Here is a 25,411-nt window from a genome sequence, read left to right on the forward strand (position 1 = left end):
TCGGCCGCCCCCGTGGGCCGAAACGGCGCGGGACCTTCACTCGGCGTCCTCGGTGTCGTACGCCATAGCCCCTCGCGAGCGGCGCCATGGCGTGTGTCCATGGCGTCGACCGGTGCGATCGGTCGTCCGCGTCAGCGTGACGAGCTCGGCCTTCTGCTTTTCGTTCTGACCGAGTTTACAAACTGCCGTTGACCTCGGTCACGGAACGGCCCGCGCCCCACCCCTATGAGGCCCCTGATTCTCCCCCTAGGGGAAGCGGGCCCGCCGTGCCGGGTGGGGCGGGGCGCGAAGAGGGGGACGGCGGGGCCTGGGGGTGAGTGGCATCACTCGCGGGCGATATGGGCGAATTGAACGGTTTTGCTTGCTACGTTGCCCGTGTGGATGTGGTGGACCGGGCGAACGGGGCGAGGGCGGTGGGCGGCGGGCCCGGGGCGGGCACGGTCCCGGGCCGGACGGCGGTGCGACCGCCGGCCAAGCGGCGGGGCGTCGAACTGGCCCTCCTCGTGGGTGCCGTGCTCATCAGCGTCTGCGGCTATCTGGTGGTGGGGCTGGCCAGGTCGCAGGCGGTGCCGGCCGGGGCGCTGCGGTACGCGGCGGGGCTGGGCGGGCTGGCGTTGCTGGCGCACCTCGTGGTGCGGTTCGGTGCCCCGCACGCGGATCCGCTGCTGCTGCCGACCGCGGTGCTGCTCAACGGGCTCGGGCTGGTGCTGATCTTCCGGCTCGACCTGGAGACCCGGGACGACCAGGCCGCGCCCGCCCAGCTGGTGTGGTCCGCGGTGGGCGTGACGTTGTTCATCGCGGTGGTGGCGGTGCTGCGCGACCACCGGGTGCTGGCGCGGTACGCCTACGGGTGCGCGGGGTCGGCGCTGGCCCTGATGGTGGTGCCGATCCTCTTCCCGGCGGTCAACGGCGCGCGGATCTGGATCCGGGCGGCCGGGTTCTCGCTCCAGCCGGGCGAGTTCGCCAAGGTGCTGATCACGGTGTTCTTCGCGGCGTACCTGGCGGCCAATCGGGAGGCACTGGCGCACACCGGGAAGGAGGTGTGGCGGTTGCGGCTGCCGGCGGGCCGGGTGCTCGGGCCGGTCGTCGCCATCTGGCTGGTGAGCGTGGGGGTGCTGGTCCTGGAGCGGGACCTGGGGACGTCGCTGCTCTTCTTCGGGGTGTTCGTGGTGGTGCTGTACGTGGCCACCGGGCGGACCGGGTGGATCGCGGTGGGGGTGCTGCTGGCGGCGGCCGGGGCGGCGGCGGTGGGAACGCTGGAGCCGCACGTGCACGGGCGGGTGCAGGACTGGTTGGCGCCGTTCGCCGGGATCGCGGCGGGCCGGGGGCCGGGCCAGTTGGCGCAGTCGCTGTTCGCGTTCGCCGCGGGCGGGACGTTCGGGACCGGGCTGGGGCAGGGGCACTCGTCCCTGATCGGGTTCGCGAGGAAGTCGGACTTCATCCTGGCGACGGTGGGTGAGGAGCTGGGGCTGGCCGGGCTGAGCGCGCTGTTCGTGCTGTACGCGCTGCTCGCGGCGTGCGGCTACCGGGCGGCGCTCGGGCTGCGCGACCCGTTCGGCAGTCTGCTGGCGGTGGGGCTGGCCGCGCTGCCCGCGCTCCAGGTGTTCGTGATCGCGGGCGGGGTGATGGGGCTGATCCCGCTGACCGGGATGGCGATGCCGTTCCTGGCGCAGGGCGGTTCGTCGGTGGTGACCAACTGGATCATCGTCGCGCTGCTGGTGCGGATCAGTGACCGGGCGCGCGGGCCGCAGGGCGACGAGGACGCCCGGCCGTTGCGCGCCGCCCCGGACGCCGTCGGGGCACCGCGGTGATCCGCGGCGTCCGGCACACCGCCGCGCTCTCCTCGCTGCTGCTGGCCGCGCTGTTGGTGAACGCGGTCCGGGTGCAGGTCTTCGAGGCGGACGACTACACCCGCAACCCGGCCAACCGGCGGGCCGCCATCGCCCGGTACGCCCAGCCGCGCGGCGCGCTCCTGGTGGGCGGCCGCCCGGTGACCGGCGCGCGGGACAGCGGCGGCCGGCTGCGTTACGAGCGGACCTACACCGACGGACCGCTGTACGCGCCGGTCACCGGCTTCGCCTCGCAGACATACGGGGCCTCGCTGTTGGAGGGCGCCGAGGACGGCATCCTGGCGGGGACCGACGACCGGTTGGTGACGTTTCCGTGGTGGGACCGGTTGATCCGCCGCCGACCGCCCGGCGGGCGGGTGGAGACCACCGTCGACGCCGCCATGCAGCGCGCCGCGTTCCGGGGGCTGGCCGGCCGCAAGGGCGCGGTGGCGGCGGTGGAGCCGCGCAGCGGGCGGGTGCTGGCGCTGGTCAGCTCGCCGTCGTACGACCCCGGCGTGCTCTCCGGGAACGGGCGGTCGGTGACCGCCGCCTGGCGGCGGCTCAACGCGGCGGCGGACCGGCCGATGCTCAATCGGGCGCTGCGGCAGACCTATCCGCCGGGTTCCACCTTCAAGGTGGTGACCGCGGCGGCGGCGCTGGACGGCGGGGTGGTCAAGGACCTCGACGCCCCGCTGGACGTGCCCGACCCGTACACCCTGCCGGACACCCGCACCCAGTTGGGCAATCCCGCGGAGGGCTGCGCGCACGTGGGGCTGCGGGAAGCCTTCCGGCTCTCCTGCAACACGGTCTTCGCGCGCCTGGGGGTGGCGGTCGGGGTGCGCCGGCTGGCGGGGGCGGCGGAGCGGTTCGGCTTCAACGACCGGGGGCTGCGGCTGCCCTCCCCCGTCGCGCCGAGCACCTTCGACACCCGGATGGAACCGGCGCAACTGGCGCTCTCCGCGATCGGGCAGTACGACACCGCCGCCACTCCCCTGCAGATGGCGATGGTGGCGGCGGCGGTGGCCAACGACGGCCAGCTGACGCCGCCGTACCTGGTCGACCGGGTGACCGACGCGCACGGCGTGCTGGTCGCGCCCGGGGCGCGGGAGCCGACCCGGCAGGTGATGAGTCCGGCCACCGCCGAGCAGCTCCAGGAGCTGATGACCGAGGTCGTCGAGCACGGCAGCGGGCGGACCGCGGCGATCGACGGGTTCCTGGTGGGCGGCAAGACGGGGACGGCACAGCACGGGGTGCGCAACGAGGGGACGCCGTACGCCTGGTTCATCGCGTGGGTGCGGGACCGGCAGAGCCATGAGCCGGTGGCGGCGGTGGCGGTGGTCGTGGAGGACGCGGAGGCCGAGCGGGAGGACGTCAGCGGGGGCGGCAGCGCCGGGCCGATCGCGCGGGCGGTGCTGGCGGCGGGGTTGCGGTAGGTCCGGTCGCCGCGGCGGCTAAGCCACCGGCACGATGACGCCGGCACCATGCCGCCGGCACAATGGCACCATGGTGCGTGATGCGGAACACTCCCCGGACCCCGCGGTGCGGGCGCGGCTCTCGCTCGCCGAGGTGGAGGCGCTGGCCCGGCGCGTGCACGAGGGGCAGACCGACAAGGCGGGCCGGCCGTACGCCGAGCACCTGGCGGCGGTCGCGGCGAGGGTGCGGGCGCGCGGCGGCAGCGCGGCGCAGATCGCCGCGGCGTGGTTGCACGACGCGGTCGAGGACGGGGCGGTGAGCGCCGCGTGGCTGGACGGGGCGGCGCTGGACGGGGCGACCAAGGCGATGGTCCTGGCGGTCACCAAGCGGCCCAGGGAGCCGGTCGAGGAGTACGCCGCGCGCATCCTGGCCGTGCCCGGTGCGCTGCTGGTCAAGGAGGCGGACCTGGCGCACAACGCCGATCCGGCCCGGCTCGCGGTCCTGGACGCCCCGACGCGGCGGCGGCTGACGGCCAAGTACGCCCGGGTGCGGGCCCTGCTGGGGCTGGGCTGACGCGCCGCGCGGGCCGGGCGTCCGGAGGGCCCGGGCGCACCGGCGGCCGGGGTGACCGGATCAGGCCGCCCCGGTTCCACGCATCGGACGCCCGCGCCGAAAGGTGTCGTACACAGCTAATCTGCCGCGATGACTCCCACGCAGCCTTCGGAACCGCAGCCCCCGGCCCCCGGGCCCGACGCCCTGCACGGCCCGGCGGCGGGGCGGGTGATCGCCGAGCTGACCGGCGTCGGCGTCCGCCGCTACACCACCGACCAGGTCATCCTCGACGGCATCGACTGGACCGTGCGCTCCGGTGAGCACTGGGCGCTGCTGGGCGCGAACGGGGCCGGCAAGACCACCGTCCTGCGGTTGATCGGCGCGCTGATGTTCCCCACCGTCGGCACCGTCGAGGTGCTCGGCCACCGGCTCGGCCGGGTGGACGTGCGGGAACTGCGCGCCGCCATCGGCCTGGTGTCCAGCGCGCAGAAGGTGCCGCAGGACGCGACCGCGCACACGGTGGTGCTGACCGGTGCGACCGGCACCGTGCAGCCGCTGTGGCGCGCGTACGACGGGGCGACGCGGGAGCGGGCGCACGAGCTGCTGGCCGAGTTGGAGCTCAAGGAGTTGACGGACCGCCCGTACGGCGTGTGCTCGGGCGGTCAGCGGGCCCGGATCCTGATCGCCCGGGCGCTGATGGCCGATCCCTCGCTGCTGCTGCTCGACGAGCCGTTCAACGCGTTGGACCTGCCCTCGCGCGAGGACCTGATCGACGCCCTGCACCGGCTGGCCGCGGGACGGCCGGAGCTGGCGACGGTGACCGTCACGCACCACCTGGAGGAGCTGTCCCCGGCCATCGGGCGGGCCGTCCTGCTGCGGGACGGGCGGGTGCAGGCGCTCGGTCCGGTGGCCGAGGTGTTGACCAGCGAGCGGATGACGGCCTGTTTCGGGCGGCCGATCGAGGTGTCCCGGCACGAGGGGCGCTGGCTGGCCCGGTCCGGGCGGCCGTCGGTGCGGTAGCGGAGGCGGGCGGGCGCCGTCGGCGTCACGTTCCGTCCGCGGCGTCCCGCACGCCCGTCAAGAAGCGTCGGACCGCGGCCCGTTCGCCCTCGTCGAAGGCGTCGAGCAGGCCGAGGACGCGCTCGATCGGCGGGCCGAAGAACGACTGCCCCAGGGCGATCGCCTGCGCGTCGACGACCAGCAGGACGCGCCGCCGGTCGCGGGTGTCGCGGACCCGGCGCAGGTGCCCGAGCCGCTCCAGGCGGTCGACCAGGGCCGTGGTGCCCGCGGAGTTCAGGCCGAGGCGGGCGCCGAGCCGCCCGGCGGTGAGCTCCTCGCCGGCCCGGGCCGCGTCCAGCAGGGCGATCAGTGCCCGCAGGTCGGTGGGGTGCAGGCCGTTGCGGGCCGCGAACCGCGCGCCTGCCAGGTCGAGTCGGACCGTCACCTCGCGCAGCAGGTGGACCAGGTCCATGCCGTCCGGTTGCGGTTCCGGTTCCCGCGCCACCGCCACTGTGTTCCGTCCCTCCCGCGCCGAACGGCGCGCCCCGAACCGTCGCCCCCGCCGGTCGGACGGCGTACGATCCCCAATTACCTCGCTGAGCAAGATACTTGCTCGACGAGATGTCTGTCGTCCGTCCCGCTGCCGTGGACCGTCCACCCGCCGCCCTTCCCCGTCACGGAGGCGCACCGTGAACGTCAAGCGCACGCCGCCCGCCACCGCCGCGTTCCGGGCGGCCTACCGGCAGGCCCTGGCGCTCTGGCCGGTGCCGGTCGAACCGCTCGCTCTGGACGGGGAGTTCGGCACCACCCGGATCACCGCCTGCGGACCGGTCGACGGACCGCCGCTGGTACTGCTGGGCGGTGGCGGCACCACCTCCGCCGGCTGGTACGCCCGGGCCGCCGGCCTCGCGCGCACGCACCGGGCGTATGCCGTGGAGGTGCCGGGCACGCCCGGGCTGAGCGTGCCCGGCGGCCGTCCGCTGCGCCGGCCGGCCGACCTGATGGCCTGGTTGGACGGGGTGCTGGACGCGGTCGGGGCCGAACGGGCCGCGCTGTTGGGGCACTCGTACGGGGGCTGGCTGGCGCTGGGGTACGCGGTGCACGCCCCGGACCGGGTGGCGCGGCTGGCGCTGCTCGACCCGACGCAGTGCTTCGCGGGGTTCCGGGCGGCGTACCTGGCGCGCGCGGCCCCGGTGTTCGTGCGGCCCGGCCCGGACGCGACCCGGCGGTTCCTGGCGTGGGAGAGCCGCGGCGGGCCGGGGGTGGCGCCGGAGATGGTCCGGCTGATGGGCATGGGCGGCCGGGAGTTCCGGGGGCGGCCGGTGACCGGGCCGCGGCCGGCGGCGGACCGGCTGGGCTCCGCCGCGCCGCCCGCGCTGGTGCTGCTGGCCGGGCGGAGCCGGGCGCACGACGTGCGGCGGGTGGCGGCGGGGGCCGGGCGGGCGCTGCCGGGGGCGCGGATCGTGACGCTGCCGGGGGTCGGGCACCACGCGTTGCCGGAGCTGCGGTCGGCCGAGTTGGAACGGGAGTTGACGGGGTTCCTGGCGGGGTGAGGGCGGGCCGGCGCGCACCGGCCCGCCCGTTCACAGGGCGTCGGCCCAGTCCGGCAGGGGCTCCCGCCGCCGGGTCCACTCCTGCCCCAGTGCCGCGGTCCCGGTGCGGGCGCCCACCACCCCGCCGGTGATGGCGCAGGTGGTGTCCACGTCGCCGAGGCCGGCCGCGGCGGTCCACAGGGCGGCCGGGAGGTCGTCCGGGTGCCGGGCGGCGCACCACAGGGCGAACGGGACGGTGTCGTCGGCGCGGATCCGGCGGCCGCTGCCGAGGGCCGCGGCGGCCTCCTCGGGGCCGGTGCCGAACGGGAGGTCGGCGGCGCGCAACAGGCCCTGGCGGACCGGCCCGTCGGGGGTGCGGGCGGCGATCTCGGCGAGCGCCGGCGGCGCGCCGCGGGCGGCGAGTGCGGCGGCGACGGCCACCGCCACCGCGCCGGCGACGCCCTGGGGGTGGGCGTGGGTGACCTCCGCGGAGCGGGCGGCCTGGGCGGCGGCGCGGTCGAGGTCGTGGTGGAACCAGGCGCCGAGCGGGGCGACGCGCATGGCGGCGCCGTTGCCGAGGCTGCCCTCGCCGCCGAAGAGGGCGTGCGCCAACTCCTGCCACTGCGCGGGCTTGGCGGCGGCCCGGGGCAGCAGCGCGTGCATGCCGGAGCCGTAGCCGCGGCCCGGGTCCGCGCCGTGGGTGGCGGCGAACCGCGCCACCAGGGCCGGTTGCCGGACCTCGCCGTGCTCGACCAGGACGGCGAGCAGGTCGAGCGCCATGGCGGTGTCGTCGGTCCAGTGCCAGTGCGGCTCGGGCGGCAGGCGGCGGGCGGCGATCAGCGTCCGGGCCTCCTCCGCCGGCCGGAAGAGGCCGAAGAAGCGTTCGCCGAAGGCGTCGCCGTGCGCCAGTGCCTCGATGCTGCCGCGCACCGCGGCGCGCCGTCGGTCGTCGGTGTCCATGGGCGGATCCTGCCACTGCCGGTGCGGCCACGGCGGTGCGCGCGGCGCGGGCGGGGACTGACGGCCGTGCGGGCCGACTCCTCGGCGGCGAACCGTTCGGCGTCCAACTGCTCGGCGGGTTCCTCGTCCTGGGCCATCAGCAGGTCCAGGTTGGCGTCGCCCAGGTCGAAGACGCCGAGGTCCAGGTAGGCGCGCTGGAGGCGCGGGCCCCACAGGCCGATGTCCTTCACGCACGGGACGATCCGGCTGAACAGCAGCTTCCGGAAGAGCCGGAGGAACTCCGAGCGTTCGGTGAACTCGGCGGCCTCCGCGGGCCGGATGCCGAAGTTCTCCAGCACTTCCGTGCCGCGCAGCCGGTCGCACATCAGGTAGCAGCCCTCAATGACGAACTCCTCCCGCTCGCGGAGTTCGACGTCGGTGAGCTGCCGGTAGCAGTCGCGCAGCGCCATCCGGCCGAAGGCGACGTGCCGGGCCTCGTCCTGCATGTTGGTAGAGGGCCAGCAGGCGGTCGCGCCCGGAGTCGTTCTTCTCCCCCGGATACATGGCCTCCCAGGTGAAACGGGCCGCGCCGGTGGCGGGCACGGTCCACCGGGGGTCGCCGGGGTCCTGCACGTACCGCTCTCGGGTCGACACCGCGCCGCACCTCCACCGCCCGCCGAACGCCCTGTGGCGGGCGGGTGGTTGGCAGATTCACACGCTTCTTACCGGCGGGTCAATAAGTCGTGCGCGAGGGATTGACGTCCTTGCTGACAAGCAGTCTCATAAGAGGCAGCCGCATGTGACCGCGGGTAACTTCGACCGTGAGGTGTAGCCAGAGCCATGACGAGCGCGCCCACCGCAATGACCGAGGCGGACATCGATGTCCTGCGGGACGCCCTCGGGCTGCTCAAGGACCGGGAGCAGGTCGCCGAGCGACTGCTCGCCTCCTCCGCCAAGCACTCCTTCGACCCCGACGCCGAACTCGACTGGGACGCACCCTTCGAGGAGGGCAAGTGGTTCTGGCCGCCGGAGCTGGTGTCGCTCTACGACACCCCGATGTGGCGGCGGATGAGCGAGGAACAGCGCATCCTGCTCTCCCAGCACGAGGCCGCCGCGCTGGCCTCGCTCGGCATCTGGTTCGAGATCATCCTGATGCAGCTGCTCGTCCGGCACATCTACGACAAGCCGGCCACCAGCGCGCATGTCCGGTACGCCCTCACCGAGATCGAGGACGAGTGCCGGCACTCCAAGATGTTCGCCCGGCTGATCTCGCGCGGGGACACCCCCTGGTACCCGGTCAGCCCGGTCCACCTGAACCTCGGCCGACTGTTCAAGACGATCTCCACCACCCCGGGCTCGTTCACCGCGACCCTGCTCGGTGAGGAGGTCCTCGACTGGATGCAGCGGCTGACCTTCCCCGACGAGCGGGTGCAACCGCTGGTCCGGGGCGTGACCCGGATCCACGTGGTGGAGGAGGCCCGGCACGTGCGCTACGCCCGCGAGGAACTGCGGCGGCAGATGGTGACGGCGCCGAAGTGGTCGCAGGAGTTCACCCGGGTCACCTCCGGCGAGTTCGCCCGGGTCTTCGCCATCGCCTTCGTCAACCCCGAGGTCTACACCAATGTCGGCCTGGACAAGCGGGCGGCCATGGCACAGGTGAAGACCAGCGGCCACCGGCGCGAGGTCATGCAGACCGGGGCCAAGCGGCTGACCGACTTCCTGGACGAGATCGGGGTGTTGCGCGGGGTGGGCCGGCGACTGTGGCGCAGCTCGGGCCTGCTGGCCTGAACGCCCCGCCCACACCGACGCGGGCCCCGAGCACCTGTACGAGGCGGAAACCCCGGCGGTTACGCTGCTGTTCATGAACGGCAGCGGCACCGCCCCAGCAGTACCCAGACCCGCCTACCGCAGGCTGAGCGTGGAGCAGCGCCGCAGCCAGCTGCTCGCCGCCGCGCTGGGGCTGTTCGCCCAGCGCGCGCCGGAGGACGTCTCGCTGGACGACGTCGCGACCGCCGCCGAGGTCTCGCGGCCGCTCGTCTACCGCTACTTCCCCGGCGGCAAGCAGCAGTTGTACGAGGCGGTGCTGCGCAGCGCCGCCGACGAGCTGGAGCAGTGCTTCGCGGAGCCGGAGTCCGGGCCGCTCACCCAGCGGCTGGGCCACGCCCTGGACCGCTACCTGGCCTTCGTCGACCAGCACGCCGCCGGATTCAGCGCCCTGCTCCAGGGCGGCAGTGTGGTGGAGACGTCCCGGACCAGCGCGATCGTGGACGAGGTGCGCCGGGCCGCCGCCGAACAGATCCTGCACCACCTCGGCGAACCGGCCCCGGGTCCGCGGCTGCGGACCACGGTCCGGATGTGGATCACCGCGGTCGAGGCGGCCTCGCTGATCTGGCTCGACGAGGACAGGCAGCACGCCCTCGACGAACTGCGGGTCTGGCTGGTGGACCACTTCGTCGCGCTGCTGACCGCCACCGCGGCCCGGGACGCACAGACCGCGCGGGTGATGCGGGCGGCACTCAAGGGCGAGGCCCCGGACGGGCCCGCCGGGGAGCTGGCGCGCCGGATCCTCCCCGTGGTCAGCGAGGCCGCTCACCTGCTGTGAGACTGGGGCGGTGCGCAGCGAGAACACCCCCTTCGTCGGCGGTCCCCTGGACGGCCGGGTCCTCCCCGTCCTGGTCGGCCCCACCGGCCTGCCCCCGAAGACCTACGAGATCCCGGTGCCCCGCGACGACGGCCGGCCGCCCGAGCTGCACGTCTACCGCCGGGTCCCCGGCCCCGCCGGGCGCCTGGGGCTGCCCCGCGGCTGGCGCTACGCGTACGACCCGGCGGGCCGGTCCGGCAGCGCGGGGCCCAAGTGGCCCTGGCGAAAGCGGCGTTGACGGGCGGGGCCCCGCTCTCCGTCGCCGCACCCCCGCCCACAGTACGATCAACGGGGTTTCCACATGTCTACCGAAGGAGGAGCCCCATGGCTCAGGTCACGCTGAAGGGCAACCCGGTTCAGGTCAACGGCGAGCTGCCCGGCACCGGCAGCCAGGCGCCGGCTTTCAGCCTCGTCGCCGACGGGCTGGCGGACGCGTCGCTGAAGGACTTCGCCGGCAAGCGCAAGGTCCTCAACATCTTCCCCAGCGTCGACACCCCGACCTGCGCGTCCTCCGTGCGCACGTTCAACGAGAAGGCCGGCGACCTCGCCAACACCGTGGTGCTGTGCATCTCCGCCGACCTCCCCTTCGCCCAGGCCCGGTTCTGCGGCGCCGAGGGGCTGGAGAACGTGAAGAGCCTCTCCCTCTTCCGCAGCCCGGAGTTCCGCGCCGACTACGGCGTGGCGATCGCGGACGGGCCGCTCGCCGGGCTCGCCGCCCGTGCGGTCGTCGTGCTGGACGAGAACGACACGGTCCTGCACGCGCAGCTCGTGCCGGAGATCAGCGAGGAGCCCGACTACGACGCGGCCCTCGCCGTCCTGAAGTAGTTCCCGGTGGCGCCCGCCCCGCCCGGCGGGGCGGGCGCCCGGTCCCGGTCGGTCAGGCCCCGGTCAACGACGCCAGGTAGGCGCCCGTCTTCTCCGGCTCGAAGAAGAAGTTCTCGAAGTCGGACGGGTCGTTGAAGCCGTTGGCGAACCGGTCGGCGGCCGGCTGGAGCTGGCCGGCGGCGCCGAGCAGGTTCAGCACGTGCTCCGGCGGCGGCGCCAGCATCGCGTTGGTCCACTTGGTGACGTGCCGGGCGGTGTCCCAGTAGCGGTCGAAGGCGGCCCGCATCCAGTCCGCGTCGAACGGCCGGTCGCCGTGCTCGACGATGGCCGAGAGGTAGGCCGCGGCGCACTTGGACGCCGAGTTGGAGCCCTGGCCGGTGATCGGGTCGTTGGCGACCACCACGTCCGCGACGCCCAGGACCAGGCCGCCGGAGGGCAGCGTGCCGATCGGGTTGCGGACGGTGGGGGCGTAGCGGCCGGCCAGCGTGCCGTTGGCGTCGGTGAGTTCGACGCCCGCGCTGCGCTCGTACTCCCACGGCAGGAACGTCTTCATCAGGTCCAGCGTGAGCGCCAGGTGCTCGCGGGGGTCCCGCACGCCCTGGAAGGCGTCCACCGGGCCGCCGGGGATGCCCTCCCAGAAGAGGATGTCGGCGCGGCCGGAGACGGTCAGGGTCGGCATCACGAACAGTTCGCCGACGCCGGGGACGATGTTGCAGCGCACCGCCTCGAACTCCGGGTGCTCCGGGCGTGGGCCCATGCCGTGCACGTAGGCGACGGCCAGCGCGCGCTGCGGGGCGTCGTACGGCGAGCGCGCGGCGTCCCGGCCGAACATCGACACCAACTCGCCCTTGCCGGCCGAGACCAGCGTCAGGTCGTAGCGCTGCGCGAAGAAGTCCAGGTCGGAGACTGCCGCACCGTGGATGACGAGCTGCCCGCCGCGCTGGGCGAAGGTCTCCATCCAGCCGGCCATCTTCACGCGCTGGTCGACGGACTGGGCGTAGCCGTCGAGCTTGCCCACCCAGTCGATGGCCCGCTGGGTGCCGCCGGGCTCGGCGTGGCTGCCGGGGGCGGCGACCGAGACGCCCAGGCCCTCGATGCGCGGCGCCTGGCTCTCCCAGAAGTTCAGCGCCAGGTCGCGCTCATGCTGGAGGGCGGTGTGGAACATGCACTGCGTCGACATGACCCGGCCGGAGCGGATCTCGTCGGCGGTGCGGTTGGACATCAAGGTGACCTCGTAACCCTGGGACTGGAGGCCGAGGGCGAGTTGGAGACCGGACTGGCCGGCTCCGACGATGAGTATCTTCCGCATGGCGGGCTCTTCTCTGTTCCTGCTGTTCGGGGTGCTGAGGGGTGGCGTCAGGAGGCTATTCGGGCGTGACGTCCAGTGCGTGTCCGACCAGCGCGAGCAGCGCCTGGATGACCGTGGGCCGGCGCCGTGCGTCCATCACCACGACCGGCACCTGCTCCGGCACGGTCAGCGCGTCCCGGACGTCCTCCACGTCGTACCGCTCGGTGCCCTCGAAGTGGTTGACCGCGACGACGTAGGGCAGGCCGCAGCTCTCGAAGTAGTCCAGCGCCGGGAAGCAGTCCTCCAGCCGGCGGGTGTCGGCCATCACGATCGCACCGATCGCGCCGCGCACCAGGTCGTCCCACATGAACCAGAAGCGCTGCTGACCGGGCGTGCCGAACAGGTACAGCACCAGTTCCTGGTCGAGGGTGATCCGGCCGAAGTCCATGGCGACCGTGGTCGTGGTCTTCTCCGGCGTCGCCGTCAGGTCGTCGGTCGCCTCGCTGGCCTCGGTCATCACCGCCTCGGTCTGGAGCGGGGTGATCTCCGAGACCGATCCGACGAAGGTGGTCTTGCCGACGCCGAAGCCACCGGCCACCACGATCTTCGTGGCGACCGGCGCCTGCGCCCGGTCCATCTGCCAGCTCTGCAACCCCGCGTCGGCGGTGTCCGGGCCGGCCGGTGCCGCGGGGCCGGCGACCGGCCCCGTCCCGGTCGCTATCGTGTCAGAGCCTGTGAAGTCCACTCAGCACCCTTTCGAGCAGCGCGCGGTCGGGCCGGCCGGTGCCGTGCCCGGTGCCGTAGACGCGAATCTTTCCCTGGTCGGCGAGATCGCTGAGCAGGACGCGGACCACGCCCAGCGGCATCTTGAGCAGCGCGGAGATCTCCGCGACCGAGCGCATCCGGCGACACAGCTCGACGATCGCGCGCATCTCCGGCATCACGCGGTCCCCCCAACCGCCCGAGGTGAGTTCGGGCCGCTCCTCGGGGGCCTCCAGCGCGGCCACGAAGGTCTCGACGAGGAGCACGTGGCCGAACCGGGTCCGGCCGCCGGTCAGCGAATACGGCCGGACCCGCGCGGGTTTGCGGTCCCCGCCGCGCACGGGGAGTTTGGAGGTACTACTCACTGGACGTTCTCCATCGACTTGCGCAGTTCGGTGCGGAGTTCGGGGGTGAGGACGTGACCGGCCCGGCCGACGAAGAGCGCCATGTGGTAGGCGATGACGCTCATGTCGCAGTCGGGGGTGGCGTGCACGCCGAGCAGCGAGCCGTCGCTGATCGCCATGACGAACAGGCTGCCCTCGTCCATCGCGACCATCGTCTGCTTGACGGCTCCGCCGTCCATCAGCTTCGCCGCGCCGTTGGTCAGGCTGCCGAGCCCGGACACGATGGTCGCGAGGTCGGCACTGGAACCCAGGGGGCCGTCGGTGCCGGCGTCCGGCGCGGGGCCCTCCGCCCGCTCGGGGTCGGACGACAGCAGCATCAGACCGTCGGAGGAGACCACCGCGACCGAGTGGATGCCGGGCACCTCGTCGACCAGATTCCCCAACAGCCAGTGCAGGTTACGTGCCTGGGTGCTCAGCCCGTGTCCATACGCAGTGGGCGCTTGCGCCTTCAATCGCGTGCCTCCTCGCCGATATGGCTTTCTCCCGGGGCCCCCGCTCCGTCGGTGTCCGTCTGTGGGATGGTCTGCTCCGCGGTGCTTTCCGCGATCTCGGCCGCCACGTCGCGGCGGCCGTCCCGCGCCCCCTGCTGGAAGCCGCCGAGCCGGCGGCGCAGTGCCTCGGCGTTGGCGGAACCCATCTTGCGGGGCGCGGCGGGCGCCTTCTTCTGCGCCACGTTCTTCGGGGTGCGCTTGGGCAGCCCGGTGGTGGTCCGGCGCTGGGGCCGGGGCGCACCGGGTGCCTGCGCCGGGGATGCCTGGCCCGGCAGCTCCGGGTCGGCGGGCTCCGGGTCAGGGAGCGTGGGGTCCGGGGCGGCGACCGGCTCCGGGGCCCGGTCGGGGGTCCCCTCCGGTGCCGGGCGGGTGTGCTGGTCGGGGCCTATCGCGTAGGGATCGGCGTCGGCGGGTGCCGGGGCGGCGTGCCGCCGCTTGCCGGGTGCCGGGACGGCCGGGGCACCCTCGGCCGGGGAGCCCTCGGCCTGCGGCGTGGTCTCCCCGGGGCGGCTGTGCTCGCCGGTGGTGCCGGCGGCGGGCCCGGCCGCGTACGGACCGGGTGACTGGGGCCCGTACGGGCTCGGTTCGGCGTCGGCGTCGGCGGTGGCGGTGGCGTCGTGGGCGGCGGGCGGTGCGGCCGGGCCCTGCGACTGGGCCGGTACGGCTGGTGCTGACGGTGCTGCTGGTGCTGACGGTGCTGACAGTGCTGCCGGGGTGGACGGCGTGGCTTCGGCCGCGGCCTGGGCGCCGAGTCCCGCCGCGTCGATGGCCCGCTCGGCCGCCGCGACGAACGGGTCGCCGGCGAGGCCGCGTCCGCCGGCCGGTGCCCGGTCGGCGGGCTCCGGTTCCGGCGCGGCCTCGCCGGGCGGGGCCTGCGGGGCGTCCGCCACCGGGGCGGGGGCGGGCGCCGCGGGCGTCTCGACGGCCGGCTGCGCCGCCGGGTCGAGCCGGTGCGTGCGGGTCTGCAGGGTGTTGGAGTTGGCCTCCGCGATCGAGCCCGGGAGGGTCGGCGCGGCCGCCCCGGGCCGGTTCGCCGCCGGGGCGGCGGGCGCCGGTCCCGGGCGGTTCGGCAGGATCGAGCCGGGCAGCACGACGACGGCGGTGACGCCGCCCTGCGCGCGGTCCCGCAGCTGGACCCGCGCGCCGTGCCGGGCGGCCAGCCGCACCACCACGTACAGGCCCAGGCCCAGCGCCTCGTCCACGGTCTCGGAGGTCGAGGCGGCCTCGGCGTCCGCGAGCCGCTCGTTGACCTCCGCCAGCCGGTCCGCGGTCATGCCGATGCCCTCGTCCTCGACCGAGAGCATCAGCTCGCCGCTCTCCAGCAACCAGCCGGAGAGCTCGACGTGGGCGTCGGGCGGGGAGAACGCGGTGGCGTTCTCCAGGAGTTCGGCCACCAGGTGGCTGATGTCGTCGGCGGCGAACCCGGCGACCTGGGCGTGCGGCGGCAGCGAGGTGATGCGGACCCGCTCGTACCGCTCGATCTCGCTGACCGCGGCGCGCAGCATGTCCAGCAGCGGCACCGGCCCGGAGTGGCTGCTGCCGTGCTGTTCGGCGCCGGCCAGCACCAGGAGGTTCTCGCTGTTGCGGCGCATCCGCGCACCGAAGTGGTCCAGCTTGAAGAGGGTGTCCAGCCGCTCCGGGTCCTGCTCGGACTCCTCCAGCGACTCGATGACCGCCAGCTGACGCTCCACCAGGCCCAGGGTGCGCAGCGAGAGGTTGACGAACCGGCCGTGCACGCCGGTGCGCAGCACCGCCAGCCGCTCGTTGAGCGCGGCGACCTCGTCCTTGAGCGCTTCGGCCTGCTCCTGGAGGACCTCCCGCTCGGCGACCAGCCGCTGCCGTCCACCGACCAGCCGCTTGCGCTCGCCCTCCATCTCGGCGGTGCGCCGGGCGGTGTCGGCGATCTGGGCGTGCAGCGCGTTGACCGACCGGACGGTGGCGGCGAACTCGTCGTTGCGGCCCTTGTAGCTGATCGGGTCCTCGTGGCCGGGGTCGGCCGCCAGTCGCTTGGCGCCGATCCGCAGCGCGGCCAGCGGCTGGGTGAGGGTGCGGGCGGCCCAGATGCCGGTGCCGACGGCGACCAGGAGGCACAGTCCCTCCAGGGCGATGACGATCTCCATGTCCGTCACGTCGTCGTCGCGCAGCTGGCCCAGGCGCTGGATCTCGGCGGTGGCGAGGGCCGATTCGACGCCGCGCATGAGGCCGATGCGGGACGTGAGCGCCGCCTCCACCCGGCGCCGGCTCAGGGCGATGTCCCCGGCGTCGAGGTAGGGCTGGTCCGTCAGCTTGGTGAGGTAGCGCTCGGCGGTGTCGACGTCGGTGCCGTTGACGGTCCGCTGGTAGCGGTCCCGGGCGTCCGGGCTGGCGGCCTGGTTGAAGTCGCCGAGGGCGCCCTGCTCGCGGACGTGCGCGACCTGTGCGGCGGCGGTCAGCCGGGGCTGGGTGCCGCCCGCCTTGAGGCCGGCGAGCAGCAGCGCCCGGGAGGCGGCGGCCTGGTCGACGGCCCGGCCGAGGGCCGGCAGGGCGCGGGTGTCGGCGGCGCCGGCGTCGGCCCGGGCGGGCAGGCCGCGGGCGATGTCGTCGCTGATCGTGCCGAGCGCCTGGACGGCCTCGCTGTAGGCGTCGTAGACCTGCTCGGCCGTGGACGGTCCGGCGAGCGCCTTCTGGCGGGTCTCCGGCAGCTGCTTGAGGAGCTTGTCGGCGGCGGCGAACGCGACGGTGTCGCCGGCCACGCCCTGGGCCTGGCTGCGCAGTTCGTCGATCTGCCGGTCCACCTGGGCGCGCTGGTCCTCGGTGGGGGCCGGGGAGACGTTGCGGCCGGTGCGGCCGGCGGCGACGTACGCGGTCATCGCGTCGCGCTCGTCGGCGAGGGTGTGCGCGAGGGTGACCGCCTGGGCGTTCACCCCTGCCAGGTCGACCAGGTGCTGGCTGTCGCCCGCGTCGTGGACGGCCGTCATCAGGGCGGGGGCGCCGGCCCCCAGCACCGCCACCGCGACCACCGCGACGGCTCCCATGAGCCGGTTGCGGACCCGCGCGGGACGCCGTCGCCCCGTGCCGTCCCCGGCTCCGCCCGCCGTCCCCGGTCCCGCACCGGGGCCCGTGCCCGGTACCGAGACCGATCCGGCCGGTGAGCCCGGCTTGCCTGCGCCGCCCCGAAGCCGCTTCTTCCGCACCGCTGCTCGCATTCCTGTCTCGCCTGCCCACGCCGTGTTGGCGTCGCGGACCCGGTTCGCTCACCGCTCGCGGGGCGGATCTGCGCGAAGACCGCGGCAGCGCACAATTCCGCGAAGGGGAACAGCCCGGCTCTGCACGTCGCGACGAACGTCCTGACCACCCCGGTTGATCCGGGAAACGACCATTCCACCGGCGCCGCGCAGTGGCTCGGCAACACATGTCCGGCCACCTGAACGAGTGAACAACAATCGGAGTTTGACCATCAACTTCCGTGCGCCGCCCGCTCCGGCCGCAACCTCGCGCAACCCCCGGGCGGGTTTGGAGATGCGTGCCGGTCCTGGAAGGATGCCCGCCCGCAGCCGGCGCCCGGGCCCGCCGCGGTCGTCCGGGCCATCGGCACCCCACCGCCCGTCCTGGCCGTCGGCCACCGCTTGGTTCCAGCCACCTCCGGCAGACTTTCCGACATGCGCATCGAACTCGCCACCGAGCCGGGTGACCCCCAACGCCCCAACGAGGACTACGCGTCGGTCGCCCTACCTGCCTCCGGGGAAGGCGGCGCCCTGGTGCTGCTGGACGGGGTGACCCCGCCGGAGGGGGACGACGGCTGCGTCCATTCCGTGCCGTGGTTCACCGCACGGCTCGGGGGCGCAATGCTCGAACTGTCGGTTTCACGCCGCGACATGACGCTGACTGAGGTCCTCGCCGCGGCCCTCGCCAGAACGGCCGACACGCACCGCGCCACCTGTGACCTTTCTCACCCCCGTACGCCGCAGGCGACGGTGGTCGCCGCCCGTTGGTCCCACGAGGCCGTGGAACACCTGGTGCTGTCCGATTCCGTACTGCTCCTGGAGAAGGCGGACGGCTCGGTGCATCCGGTGCGCGACACCCGGCTGGACGCGCAGCCGCCCGCGGTCCGCGCCCGGCGCGCGGCGGTCCGGGCGCTGCCCCCCGGGTCGGCCGAACGCGCGGCCGCGGCCCGGGAGTACGTCCGTGCGGTGGAGGCGCGGCGGAACGCCGAGGGCGGCTTCTTCACCGCGGCGGCCGATCCGTCGGTGGCCGTCCGCGCGGTCACCGGCACCACCCCGCGCGCCGAGGTCCGCGGACTGACCGCGCTGAGCGACGGCGCGGGCCGCTGGGTGGAGGTCTTCCGCGCGGGCTCCTGGGCCGCGTGCGCGGCGCTGGTCGCCGGGGCCGGGCCGCAGGCACTGATCGACCGGGTGCGGGCCCTGGAGGCGGCGGACCCGGAGTGCACCGCGCATCCGCGGGGCAAGGTCCGGGACGACGCGGCGGTGATCCGCGTCGCCCCCTGACGCGGAACCGGCGGCCGGGCCCGGGGCGGCGGTCGCCCCCTCCGCCCCGGGGGGGCCTACCCCTCCTCGCCCGCCTCCTGCTCCGCGTTCAGCCGGTGCAGCAGGCGGGCGAGTTCGGCGACCTCGGCGCGGTCCCAGGAGACGAGGTTGCGGGCGTAGCGGGCGCGGCGGGCGGTGCGGACGCGGTTGAAGCGGTCCCGGCCCTCGTCGGTGATCCGCACCAGGACCGCGCGCCCGTCGTGCGGGTCGGGGGCGCGGGCCACCAGGCCGAGCTTCTCCAGGGCGTTCAACTGGCGGCTTATGGTCGCCTTGCCGACGCCGAAGAAGGCGGCGAGGTCGGTGGCGCGCTGGGCGCCGGCGTCGGCGAGCCGCACCAGCAGCCCGTAGGCGGCCGGTTCGAGGTCGGGGTGGACCTCGCGGGCGAGTTCGCCGGAGGAGGCCCGGGCGCGGCGCAGGAACACCGCCAATTCCCGCTCCAGGGACAGGAAGGCGGGGTCCACTCCCATCGGCTCGCCGTCCGCCGTGGTTCCGCCGGCTCCGGTGTCGTGCACGTCAGCGCCCTTTCCCGCGTCGTCACATCCAGGAATTCCCCCGCTGTGCCCCCGTGCGTTTCCGTCGCCTGAAAATTTCCTTCCCGGCCGGACGGACCCGCAGTTGGGACAGTATTTCGCAGGATTAGACCAACGGCAGCTCCCGACCCCCTTTTGTCACGGGGGTCTACGCGCGTATCGTCATTTGTGGCATGGCCACACCAAGTGTGGTCCTGGTTTCCCCCCTCAAGGTCACTTCTCCGCAAAGTCACCGACCGAGATCCACCGAGATCTACGGAGGCACGCAATGCCCGTGCTCAGATCCGGCTCCCCCCACCGTTCCGTGCGCTCGCGCGCAAGCGTGGCCGGGATCCTCCTCGCGACCGTCTCCCTCCTCGTCGGCCTGCCCGGTACCGCCGGTGCCGCGGCCGGCACGCGCGCGCCCGAGCCCCGCCACCCGGAACAGGACTGGGCGGGCTCCCAGATCGCCAAGCACGAGGGCACCAAGGGCGGCGTGCTGCCGCCGCTGCCCTCCCTGACCGCGTCCGTCGAGGGCGTGGACGTCAGCAGCCACAACGGCAACGTCGCCTGGTCGACGCTGTGGGGCGCCGGCGTGAAGTTCGCCTACGTCAAGGCCACGGAGTCCACCAGCTACACCAACCCGTACTTCGCGCAGCAGTACAACGGCTCCTACAGCTCCGGCATGATCCGCGGCTCCTACCACTTCGCCACGCCGGACACCTCCAGCGGCGCCGCCCAGGCCAACTACTTCGTCGACCACGGCGGCGGTTGGTCCAAGGACGGCAAGACGCTGCCCGGCGCACTGGACATGGAGTACAACCCCTACGGCGCGACCTGCTACGGGCTGAGCGCGACCGGGCTGGTGAACTGGATGAAGGACTGGTTCGCCACCTACAAGGCGCGCACCGGGCGGGACGCCGTCATCTACACCTCCACCAGCTGGTGGCAGCAGTGCACCGGCAACTCCGGGGCGTTCGGCGCCACCAACCCGCTGTGGGTCCCGCGCTACGGCTCGTCGGTCGGCGAACTCCCGGCCGGCTGGGGCTTCCACACCATCTGGCAGTACACCTCGACCGGCCCGACGGTCGGTGACCACAACCGCTTCAACGGGGCCTACGACCGGCTCCAGGCGCTGGCCAACGGCTGACGCCGCGGCGCGGCCGGCCCGTCCCCGAGGGGCGGGACGGCCGTGCGCACCACCGGTGTCAGGACGGGGCTACGCGGCGACCGGGACCACCGGCCGCTCACCGTTCGCGGCCGGCGTCAGGGCCAGCTCCAGCACCTGCCGGACGTCCGCCACCGGGTGGACGTCGAGCGCTTCGAGGACCTCGGCCGGGACGTCGTCCAGGTCCGGTTCGTTGCGCTTGGGGAGGATCACCGTGGTGAGGCCGGCCCGGTGCGCCGCCAGCAGCTTCTGCTTGACGCCGCCGATCGGCAGCACCCGCCCGGTGAGCGAGACCTCACCGGTCATCGCGACGTCCGGCCGGACCGGACGGCCGGAGAGCAGCGAGGCCAGTGCGGTGGTCATCGTGATGCCCGCGCTGGGACCGTCCTTGGGGACGGCGCCGGCCGGCACGTGCAGGTGGACCCCGCGCTCCTTCAGGTCGCCCACCGGGAGCTCCAGTTCGGCGCCGTGCGAGCGCAGGAAGGACAGCGCGATGTGCGCCGACTCCTTCATCACGTCGCCCAGCTGGCCGGTGAGCGTCAGGCCGGAGGCTCCGGTCTCCGGATCGGCCAGCGACGCCTCGACGTACAGCACGTCGCCGCCGGCACCGGTGACGGCGAGTCCGGTGACCACACCGGGCACCGCGGTCCGCCGCTCGGCCGGGTCCTGGGCCGACTCCGGGATGTGGTGCGGGCGCCCGATCAGCGGGCGCAGCGCGTCCGGCACGACGGTGAACGGCAGTTCCCGCTCGCCCAGTTCGTGCTGGGCGGCCACCTTGCGCAACAGGCGGGCGACCGACCGCTCCAGGTCCCGCACGCCGGCCTCGCGGGTGTACTCGCCGGCCAGCTTGCGCAGCGCGTCGTCGGTCACGGCCACCTCGCCGGGGGCCAGTCCGGCCCGTTCCAGTTGGCGCGGCACCAGGTGGTCGCGGGCGATGACGACCTTCTCGTCCTCGGTGTAGCCGTCCAGCCGGACCAGTTCCATCCGGTCCAGCAGCGGTGCGGGGATCGCCTCCAGGACGTTGGCGGTGGCCAGGAACACCACGTCGGACAGGTCCAGTTCGACCTCCAGGTAGTGGTCCCGGAAGGTGTGGTTCTGCGCCGGGTCCAGCACCTCCAGGAGGGCGGCGGAGGGGTCGCCCCGGTAGTCGGAGCCCACCTTGTCGATCTCGTCGAGGAGGACGACCGGGTTCATCGAGCCGGCCTCCTTGATGGCCCGCACGATCCGCCCGGGCAGCGCGCCCACGTACGTCCGCCGGTGGCCGCGGATCTCCGCCTCGTCCCGGATGCCGCCGAGGGCGACCCGGACGAACGTCCGCCCCATCGCCCGGGCCACGGACTCCCCGAGCGAGGTCTTGCCGACGCCCGGCGGCCCGACGAGGGCCAGCACGGCGCCGCCCGCCCGCCGCCCGGAGGCACCCGCGGACTCCGGGCCCGGCCCGCGCTCCGCCCGCCGCTTGCGCACCGCCAGGTACTCGGTGATCCGCTCCTTGACGTCCTCCAGCCCGGCGTGGTCGGCGTCCAGCACCCGCTTGGCGCCGGCGATGTCGTAGGCGTCCTCGGTCCGTTCGTTCCACGGCAGTTCCAGGACGGTGTCCAGCCAGGTCCGGATCCAGGAGCCCTCGGGGCTCTGGTCGCTGGCCCGCTCCAGCTTCTCGACCTCCTTCAGGGCGGCCTTGCGGACCTCCGCGGGCAGGTCGGCGGCCTCGACGCGGGCGCGGTAGTCGTCGCCCTCGTCCTCCGGGTCGCCGTTGAGCTGGGCCAGCTCCTTGCGGACCGCCTCCAGTTGGCGACGGAGCAGGAACTCCCGCTGCTGCTTGTCGACGCCCTCCTGGACGTCCTTGGCGATGGACTCGGCGACGTCCTGCTCGGCGAGGTGGGAACGGAGCACGTCGGCGGCGTACTTCAGCCGGGCCACCGGGTCGGTGGTCTCCAGCAGGTGGAGCTTCTGCTCGCTCGTCAGGAACGGCAGGTACCCGGCGTTGTCGGCGAGCGTGGGGACGTCGTCGATGCCGGTGACCCGGTCGACGACCTGCCAGGCGCCGCGCTTGCGCAGCCAGCTGGTGGCCAGCGCCTTGTACGCGGTGACGAGTTCGCCGACGGCGCCGGGCAGGGGGTCGGGGACCGTCTCCTCGACGGGGGTGCCCTCCACCCAGAGCGCGGCGCCCGGGCCGGTGGTGCCGGACCCGATCCGCACCCGCCCCAGCCCGCGGATCAGCGCTCCGGGGTCGCCGTCGGACAGTCGCCCGACCTGCTCGATCCGCCCGAGCGTGCCGATCGCCGCGTACGCCCCGTCGATCCGCGGCACCAGCAGGACCCTGGGCTTACCGCCCGACGCCCCGGACGTGGCGGCGGACTGGGCCGCCTCCACCGCGGCCCGCACCTCGGCGTCGGACAGGTCCAGGGGCACCACCATGCCGGGCAGGACGACCTCGTCGTCGAGGGGCAGCACGGGCAGGGTCAGCGTGGTGGACGCCGTGGACTCAGCAGTCATGATCTCCCCTTCGGCAAGCAAGTTGAGCTTTACTCACTCAATGCCGATGGCCGCGGCGTTGTTCCCCCGGACGTGTTCGCTGTGAGCGATCACGTGGGGGCAACTCGGTTGCGGGGCGCGGCGCCTGGGGCGGACGGGACCAGCGCCGGCGGCGGGCTGCGCTACCAGTGGGCGGGGCGGCGCAGCCCCTGCGGCAGCCGGGTGGCCGCGTCGCCCCGGGCCGCGTTCACCTGGGCCTGGGTCAGGAAGATGCTGCCGGTGAGGTCGGCGCCGCGCAGGTCGGCGTCCCGGAGGTCGGCACCGATCATGTCCGCGGAGCGCAGGTCGGCGCCCCGCAGGTCGGCCGCGATGAGGTACGCCCCGCGCAGGTTGGCGCCCCGCAGGTCGGCGCCCTTGAGCCGCGCCCCCATCAGGTCCGCGCCGCGCCGTTCCTTCTTCCGGCCGGGCACCCCGGCCCGGACCGACTCGCTGACCTTCAGCAGCAGGACGTTGACCGCACCGCGGTGGGCGGCCACGTCCAGTCCGGCCAGTTCCTCGGCGGTGCCCCGCGTCAGCTCCTCGGTCCGCTCCAGGGCGGCCCGCAGCTCCTCGTGCACGCCGGCGGGCAACACGGCGCCGCTCGCTCCCGCGCGGCCGGCGGAACCAGGGTCGGCGGCGGACGGCAGGGCCACCGCCTCCGTGAGGTACCAGAGCAGCTCGTGCAGCTGGCGCATCACGGCGAACGCGTCGAACATCGGCCGGGCGGTCTCCGGCGCGGTCCGCCAGTCCGTCCCGCCGAAGGTGACCTGGGAGACCTTCTGGCCGGCGCCGAAGCACTCGAAGACCGTGCAACCGGCGAAGCCGCGCTGCCGCAGGTCGCGGTGGACGCCGCAGGCGAAGTCGGTCCGCAGGTTCGGACAGGGCCGGCCGGCCTCCTTGTCCAGGGCGAAGTCCGCCGACCGCGCGAACGGCAGCGCCACGCAGCACAGGCCGAAGCAGTCGCCGCAGTCGGAGAGCAGCGGGAGCCGGGCGGCGTCCGGTGCCGGCGGCGGGGTGGACGGGCGGTCCTGGGCGGGGTGGCGGCGCTCGTGCGACACGGTTCTTCTCTGCTCCTGCGGCCGGCGGTCGCCCTTCGGCACGGCGCCCGCGAAGGGCCCCATTCTCCGCGATCGACGGGGTGCGCCACGGCGCGGCCCGGTCGGGCGGCGGGCGGTGCCGGCCTCAGATCGCCCGGCCGGGCCGCAGCGCCGGGTGGCCGAGGTCGCCGAGCAGCGGGGCCGGGCCGGAGCGCTGCGCCCGCCAGTACCGGAGCAGCGGCCAGGCGGCGACCCCCAGGGCGAGCGAGATCGCGTGGCCCCAGTCGGTCATCGGATCGGCGTAGGCCAGCAGCCCGGACAGCACCGGGTAGCCGCCGGCGACCAGCAGCGGCCAGCGCAGCCAGGCGGGCAGCAGTCCGGCGAGCGCCCCGACGCAGGTCATCACCCCGAAGCTGATGCCGTAGTCGAGGCGGTGCAGCGAGCTGTCCGGCAGCCCGCCGGCGGCGACCGAGAAGCCGACCGGCAGCTCGGTGGCGAGCGTGGCCAGCGCGTGTCCGCCGAAGAACACCGCCGCGCTGCGCACCCCGCCGATCCGCCGCTCCAGCGCGGTCAGCACGACGAGGAACGCCAGGGCGTACCCCGAGAGCAGTCCGCCGGCGCTCCACAGGGCGCTGGCGACCAGCACCAGCAGCGGCGCCTGCGCGAGATGGACCACGTCCGTGCTGGAGCCCTGGAGCAGGGCGGAGACCACGGACGGGTCACCGTGGTCGGCGTAGAGCGAGGTGCCCACGAGCAGGACCGCGTAGCAGAACGTGAAGGGGGTGCCGGTCGGAGTGGGCAGCAGCCGCCAGGGGCGCGGCCGGCTCCAGCGGGCCGGGGTGGGGGCCACCGCCACCGCCGCCGGCGCGACCGGCGCATCCGGCGGGGCGTCGGCGACCGGTGTGGCCGCGTCGCCGCGCTGCCGGGGCAGCCCGGTCAGGAGCACCGGGGCGCCCTCAGCCGCCGCGTCCCCGACCGGCGGACCACCGGCCGTCTCCACCGCACTCGCCATCGCACGTCCCTTCCGCCACCCCGCGCACCGTCCGCGGTCCACTGTGCACGGCCAAGCCATGAGTCAGCTGTGCGAGTGATATCCCTCACAGCCCGCAACCCCCGTGCGGTGCACCGCGTCTCTTTCGGCCCGCCTCCGGAGCCGCCCTGGAGACAGGCCCGGAGGCCGTCCGCCGCCGGTGGACCGCGCCCCCGGGCGTTGGCCAAGATGACCGCATGGCTCCCGATCACCCCTGGCATCCGACCGCCGGCACCGAGCCGGCCGTGCACACCCTCGACCGACGCGAGGGCCCCTACGGAGAGGTGGTGCTGCGGCGCCGGGACCCGGGCGCCGCGGGCCCCCACGCCCCCGAACCGGCCGGCCCGGTCTACGAGATCATCGCCAACGGCTGCTTCCTGATGGACACCTCCGACGGGCGTTCCGAACGGCGGTTGGTGGACGCCGCGCTGGCCGCCCTGCCGCCCGACCGCGCCCGCCCCGCGGTGCTGATCGGCGGGCTGGGCGTGGGCTTCTCGCTGGTCCGGGCGGCCGGCCAGCCGCGCTGGGGCCGGATCGCGGTCGTCGAACGGGAGGCGGCGGTGATCGACTGGCACCGCACGGGTCCGCTGTCGGCGATCTCCGGCCCGGCGCTGGCCGATCCGCGTACCGAGGTCCTGCACACCGACCTGGTGGCCCACCTGCGCGAAGAGACCGGCCAACTCGTCTACGACGCACTGTGCTTGGACATCGACAACGGCCCCGACTGGACCGTCACCGAGGACAACGGCGGGCTCTACTCCCCCGCCGGCCTGGCCGCCTGCCGGGACCGGCTGACCCCCGGCGGGGTGCTCGCGGTGTGGTCCGCGCAGCCGTCGTCGGCGTTCGAGCGGGCGCTGGGAAATGCCGGATTCGAGGGCGTACGGACCGAAGAGATCCCGGTTGCCCGAGGCGTCCCGGACGTGGTCCACCTGGCGCTCCGGTCCGCGTAGGGCGCGTA

General features: G+C 74.4%; 23 protein-coding genes and 1 pseudogene. 12 read left to right on the top strand and 12 right to left on the bottom strand.

The features are described 5' to 3' along the window. Nucleotides 1-413 precede the first annotated feature (413 nt). The 4 genes from ACLJT4_RS00170 (at nucleotide 414) to ACLJT4_RS00185 (ending at nucleotide 4,814) form a co-directional block, all read left to right on the top strand. Nucleotides 414-1,811, top strand: a complete 1,398-nt coding sequence (locus tag ACLJT4_RS00170; RefSeq protein ID WP_411121046.1) for an FtsW/RodA/SpoVE family cell cycle protein — start codon at nucleotides 414-416, stop codon at nucleotides 1,809-1,811. After that, nucleotides 1,808-3,262 carry a penicillin-binding transpeptidase domain-containing protein gene (locus ACLJT4_RS00175; RefSeq protein WP_411120433.1) on the top strand — a complete coding sequence of 485 codons (1,455 nt, stop codon included), beginning with the start codon at nucleotides 1,808-1,810 and terminating at the stop codon, nucleotides 3,260-3,262. The genes ACLJT4_RS00170 and ACLJT4_RS00175 overlap by 4 nt, the downstream gene beginning before the upstream one ends. A 70-nt stretch (nucleotides 3,263-3,332) precedes the next feature. Beyond that, on the top strand, nucleotides 3,333-3,815 hold the full coding sequence (locus ACLJT4_RS00180) for an HD domain-containing protein (RefSeq protein ID WP_411120434.1): 483 nt from the start codon (nucleotides 3,333-3,335) through the stop codon (nucleotides 3,813-3,815). A 129-nt stretch (nucleotides 3,816-3,944) separates the two neighbouring features. Further along, nucleotides 3,945-4,814: an ABC transporter ATP-binding protein gene (locus ACLJT4_RS00185; RefSeq protein WP_411120435.1), complete on the top strand. Its 870-nt coding sequence runs from the start codon at nucleotides 3,945-3,947 to the stop codon at nucleotides 4,812-4,814. Nucleotides 4,815-4,839: 25 nt separating this feature from the next. Here ACLJT4_RS00185 and ACLJT4_RS00190 read toward each other — a convergent pair whose 3' ends face one another. Then, entirely contained in the window at nucleotides 4,840-5,265 is a 426-nt protein-coding gene (locus ACLJT4_RS00190; protein WP_411121047.1) for a MarR family winged helix-turn-helix transcriptional regulator, read from the bottom strand. Between the two features lie 217 nt (nucleotides 5,266-5,482). Here ACLJT4_RS00190 and ACLJT4_RS00195 point away from each other — a divergent pair, with 217 nt between their 5' ends. Then, nucleotides 5,483-6,346, top strand: coding sequence for an alpha/beta fold hydrolase (locus ACLJT4_RS00195; RefSeq protein ID WP_411120436.1), 864 nt, complete (start codon nucleotides 5,483-5,485; stop codon nucleotides 6,344-6,346). A 30-nt stretch (nucleotides 6,347-6,376) separates the two neighbouring features. Here ACLJT4_RS00195 and ACLJT4_RS00200 read toward each other — a convergent pair whose 3' ends face one another. Beyond that, a complete protein-coding gene (locus tag ACLJT4_RS00200) occupies nucleotides 6,377-7,285 on the bottom strand; it encodes an ADP-ribosylglycohydrolase family protein (RefSeq protein WP_411120437.1) in 909 nt (302 codons plus the stop codon). A gap of 62 nt (nucleotides 7,286-7,347) precedes the next feature. Continuing rightward, nucleotides 7,348-7,770: pseudogene (locus tag ACLJT4_RS00205) on the bottom strand (aminobenzoate oxygenase); the annotation flags it as partial. 334 nt (nucleotides 7,771-8,104) lie between these two features. On the opposite strand from ACLJT4_RS00205, the gene ACLJT4_RS00210 reads away from it, so the two are divergent. The 4 genes from ACLJT4_RS00210 (at nucleotide 8,105) to tpx (ending at nucleotide 10,730) form a co-directional block, all read left to right on the top strand. Continuing rightward, nucleotides 8,105-9,052, top strand: coding sequence for an AurF N-oxygenase family protein (locus ACLJT4_RS00210; protein ID WP_411120438.1), 948 nt, complete (start codon nucleotides 8,105-8,107; stop codon nucleotides 9,050-9,052). 73 nt (nucleotides 9,053-9,125) lie between these two features. Beyond that, entirely contained in the window at nucleotides 9,126-9,866 is a 741-nt protein-coding gene (locus tag ACLJT4_RS00215) for a TetR/AcrR family transcriptional regulator (protein ID WP_411120439.1), read from the top strand. 10 nt (nucleotides 9,867-9,876) lie between these two features. Continuing rightward, nucleotides 9,877-10,143 carry a hypothetical protein gene (locus ACLJT4_RS00220; RefSeq protein WP_016575698.1) on the top strand — a complete coding sequence of 89 codons (267 nt, stop codon included), beginning with the start codon at nucleotides 9,877-9,879 and terminating at the stop codon, nucleotides 10,141-10,143. 86 nt (nucleotides 10,144-10,229) lie between these two features. Further along, nucleotides 10,230-10,730 carry a thiol peroxidase gene (gene tpx / locus ACLJT4_RS00225; RefSeq protein WP_411120440.1) on the top strand — a complete coding sequence of 167 codons (501 nt, stop codon included), beginning with the start codon at nucleotides 10,230-10,232 and terminating at the stop codon, nucleotides 10,728-10,730. A 52-nt stretch (nucleotides 10,731-10,782) separates the two neighbouring features. Here tpx and ACLJT4_RS00230 read toward each other — a convergent pair whose 3' ends face one another. The 5 genes from ACLJT4_RS00230 to ACLJT4_RS00250 form a co-directional block, all read right to left on the bottom strand. Beyond that, the gene (locus ACLJT4_RS00230) at nucleotides 10,783-12,039 is read right to left on the bottom strand and encodes a styrene monooxygenase/indole monooxygenase family protein (RefSeq protein WP_411120441.1); all 1,257 of its coding nucleotides are present in this window, start codon (nucleotides 12,037-12,039) and stop codon (nucleotides 10,783-10,785) included. A gap of 55 nt (nucleotides 12,040-12,094) precedes the next feature. Next, nucleotides 12,095-12,655: a GTP-binding protein gene (locus ACLJT4_RS00235; protein ID WP_411121048.1), complete on the bottom strand. Its 561-nt coding sequence runs from the start codon at nucleotides 12,653-12,655 to the stop codon at nucleotides 12,095-12,097. 88 nt (nucleotides 12,656-12,743) lie between these two features. Then, nucleotides 12,744-13,145, bottom strand: coding sequence for a DUF742 domain-containing protein (locus ACLJT4_RS00240; protein WP_016575702.1), 402 nt, complete (start codon nucleotides 13,143-13,145; stop codon nucleotides 12,744-12,746). Then, on the bottom strand, nucleotides 13,142-13,636 hold the full coding sequence (locus tag ACLJT4_RS00245; protein WP_016575703.1) for a roadblock/LC7 domain-containing protein: 495 nt from the start codon (nucleotides 13,634-13,636) through the stop codon (nucleotides 13,142-13,144). Before ACLJT4_RS00245 ends, ACLJT4_RS00240 begins: the two co-directional genes overlap by 4 nt. Further along, entirely contained in the window at nucleotides 13,633-16,689 is a 3,057-nt protein-coding gene (locus tag ACLJT4_RS00250; protein WP_411120442.1) for a nitrate- and nitrite sensing domain-containing protein, read from the bottom strand. Before ACLJT4_RS00250 ends, ACLJT4_RS00245 begins: the two co-directional genes overlap by 4 nt. A gap of 624 nt (nucleotides 16,690-17,313) precedes the next feature. Here ACLJT4_RS00250 and ACLJT4_RS00255 point away from each other — a divergent pair. Then, nucleotides 17,314-18,159, top strand: coding sequence for a hypothetical protein (locus ACLJT4_RS00255; protein WP_411120443.1), 846 nt, complete (start codon nucleotides 17,314-17,316; stop codon nucleotides 18,157-18,159). Nucleotides 18,160-18,215: 56 nt separating this feature from the next. On the opposite strand, the gene ACLJT4_RS00260 is transcribed toward ACLJT4_RS00255, so the two are convergent. Beyond that, on the bottom strand, nucleotides 18,216-18,710 hold the full coding sequence (locus ACLJT4_RS00260; protein ID WP_016574676.1) for a MarR family winged helix-turn-helix transcriptional regulator: 495 nt from the start codon (nucleotides 18,708-18,710) through the stop codon (nucleotides 18,216-18,218). 286 nt (nucleotides 18,711-18,996) lie between these two features. Between ACLJT4_RS00260 and ACLJT4_RS00265 the strand changes: the two genes are divergently transcribed. Further along, on the top strand, nucleotides 18,997-19,857 hold the full coding sequence (locus tag ACLJT4_RS00265; protein ID WP_411120444.1) for a lysozyme: 861 nt from the start codon (nucleotides 18,997-18,999) through the stop codon (nucleotides 19,855-19,857). Nucleotides 19,858-19,926: 69 nt separating this feature from the next. On the opposite strand, the gene lon is transcribed toward ACLJT4_RS00265, so the two are convergent. The 3 genes from lon to ACLJT4_RS00280 form a co-directional block, all read right to left on the bottom strand. Then, the gene (lon, locus tag ACLJT4_RS00270; protein ID WP_411120445.1) at nucleotides 19,927-22,368 is read right to left on the bottom strand and encodes an endopeptidase La; all 2,442 of its coding nucleotides are present in this window, start codon (nucleotides 22,366-22,368) and stop codon (nucleotides 19,927-19,929) included. Nucleotides 22,369-22,529: 161 nt separating this feature from the next. Next, the gene (locus tag ACLJT4_RS00275; protein WP_411120446.1) at nucleotides 22,530-23,507 is read right to left on the bottom strand and encodes a pentapeptide repeat-containing protein; all 978 of its coding nucleotides are present in this window, start codon (nucleotides 23,505-23,507) and stop codon (nucleotides 22,530-22,532) included. Nucleotides 23,508-23,568: 61 nt separating this feature from the next. Then, nucleotides 23,569-24,435, bottom strand: a complete 867-nt coding sequence (locus ACLJT4_RS00280; RefSeq protein WP_411120447.1) for a rhomboid-like protein — start codon at nucleotides 24,433-24,435, stop codon at nucleotides 23,569-23,571. A 215-nt stretch (nucleotides 24,436-24,650) separates the two neighbouring features. Here ACLJT4_RS00280 and ACLJT4_RS00285 point away from each other — a divergent pair, with 215 nt between their 5' ends. After that, nucleotides 24,651-25,403, top strand: a complete 753-nt coding sequence (locus ACLJT4_RS00285) for a spermidine synthase (protein WP_411120448.1) — start codon at nucleotides 24,651-24,653, stop codon at nucleotides 25,401-25,403. Nucleotides 25,404-25,411: the final 8 nt, after the last annotated feature.

It is taken from the genome of Streptomyces sp. x-19 (assembly GCF_046549115.1).
In the GTDB taxonomy this organism is placed as follows: Bacteria; Actinomycetota; Actinomycetes; order Streptomycetales; family Streptomycetaceae; genus Streptomyces; species Streptomyces albulus_C.

What these genes read in the sequence shown, in the direction of transcription:
- ACLJT4_RS00185 (WP_411120435.1), top strand. Translation starts at nt 3,945, where the DNA reads ATGACTCCCACGCAGCCTTCGGAACCGCAGCCCCCGGCCCCCGGGCCC.
- ACLJT4_RS00280 (WP_411120447.1), bottom strand. Translation starts at nt 24,435, where the DNA reads ATGGCGAGTGCGGTGGAGACGGCCGGTGGTCCGCCGGTCGGGGACGCG.
- ACLJT4_RS00215 (WP_411120439.1), top strand. Translation starts at nt 9,126, where the DNA reads ATGAACGGCAGCGGCACCGCCCCAGCAGTACCCAGACCCGCCTACCGC.
- tpx (WP_411120440.1), top strand. Translation starts at nt 10,230, where the DNA reads ATGGCTCAGGTCACGCTGAAGGGCAACCCGGTTCAGGTCAACGGCGAG.
- ACLJT4_RS00235 (WP_411121048.1), bottom strand. Translation starts at nt 12,655, where the DNA reads ATGGACCGGGCGCAGGCGCCGGTCGCCACGAAGATCGTGGTGGCCGGT.
- lon (WP_411120445.1), bottom strand. Translation starts at nt 22,368, where the DNA reads ATGACTGCTGAGTCCACGGCGTCCACCACGCTGACCCTGCCCGTGCTG.
- ACLJT4_RS00190 (WP_411121047.1), bottom strand. Translation starts at nt 5,265, where the DNA reads ATGGACCTGGTCCACCTGCTGCGCGAGGTGACGGTCCGACTCGACCTG.
- ACLJT4_RS00230 (WP_411120441.1), bottom strand. Translation starts at nt 12,039, where the DNA reads ATGCGGAAGATACTCATCGTCGGAGCCGGCCAGTCCGGTCTCCAACTC.
- ACLJT4_RS00250 (WP_411120442.1), bottom strand. Translation starts at nt 16,689, where the DNA reads ATGGGAGCCGTCGCGGTGGTCGCGGTGGCGGTGCTGGGGGCCGGCGCC.
- ACLJT4_RS00200 (WP_411120437.1), bottom strand. Translation starts at nt 7,285, where the DNA reads ATGGACACCGACGACCGACGGCGCGCCGCGGTGCGCGGCAGCATCGAG.
- ACLJT4_RS00255 (WP_411120443.1), top strand. Translation starts at nt 17,314, where the DNA reads ATGCGCATCGAACTCGCCACCGAGCCGGGTGACCCCCAACGCCCCAAC.
- ACLJT4_RS00180 (WP_411120434.1), top strand. Translation starts at nt 3,333, where the DNA reads ATGGTGCGTGATGCGGAACACTCCCCGGACCCCGCGGTGCGGGCGCGG.
- ACLJT4_RS00285 (WP_411120448.1), top strand. Translation starts at nt 24,651, where the DNA reads ATGGCTCCCGATCACCCCTGGCATCCGACCGCCGGCACCGAGCCGGCC.
- ACLJT4_RS00210 (WP_411120438.1), top strand. Translation starts at nt 8,105, where the DNA reads ATGACGAGCGCGCCCACCGCAATGACCGAGGCGGACATCGATGTCCTG.
- ACLJT4_RS00265 (WP_411120444.1), top strand. Translation starts at nt 18,997, where the DNA reads ATGCCCGTGCTCAGATCCGGCTCCCCCCACCGTTCCGTGCGCTCGCGC.
- ACLJT4_RS00275 (WP_411120446.1), bottom strand. Translation starts at nt 23,507, where the DNA reads ATGGGGCCCTTCGCGGGCGCCGTGCCGAAGGGCGACCGCCGGCCGCAG.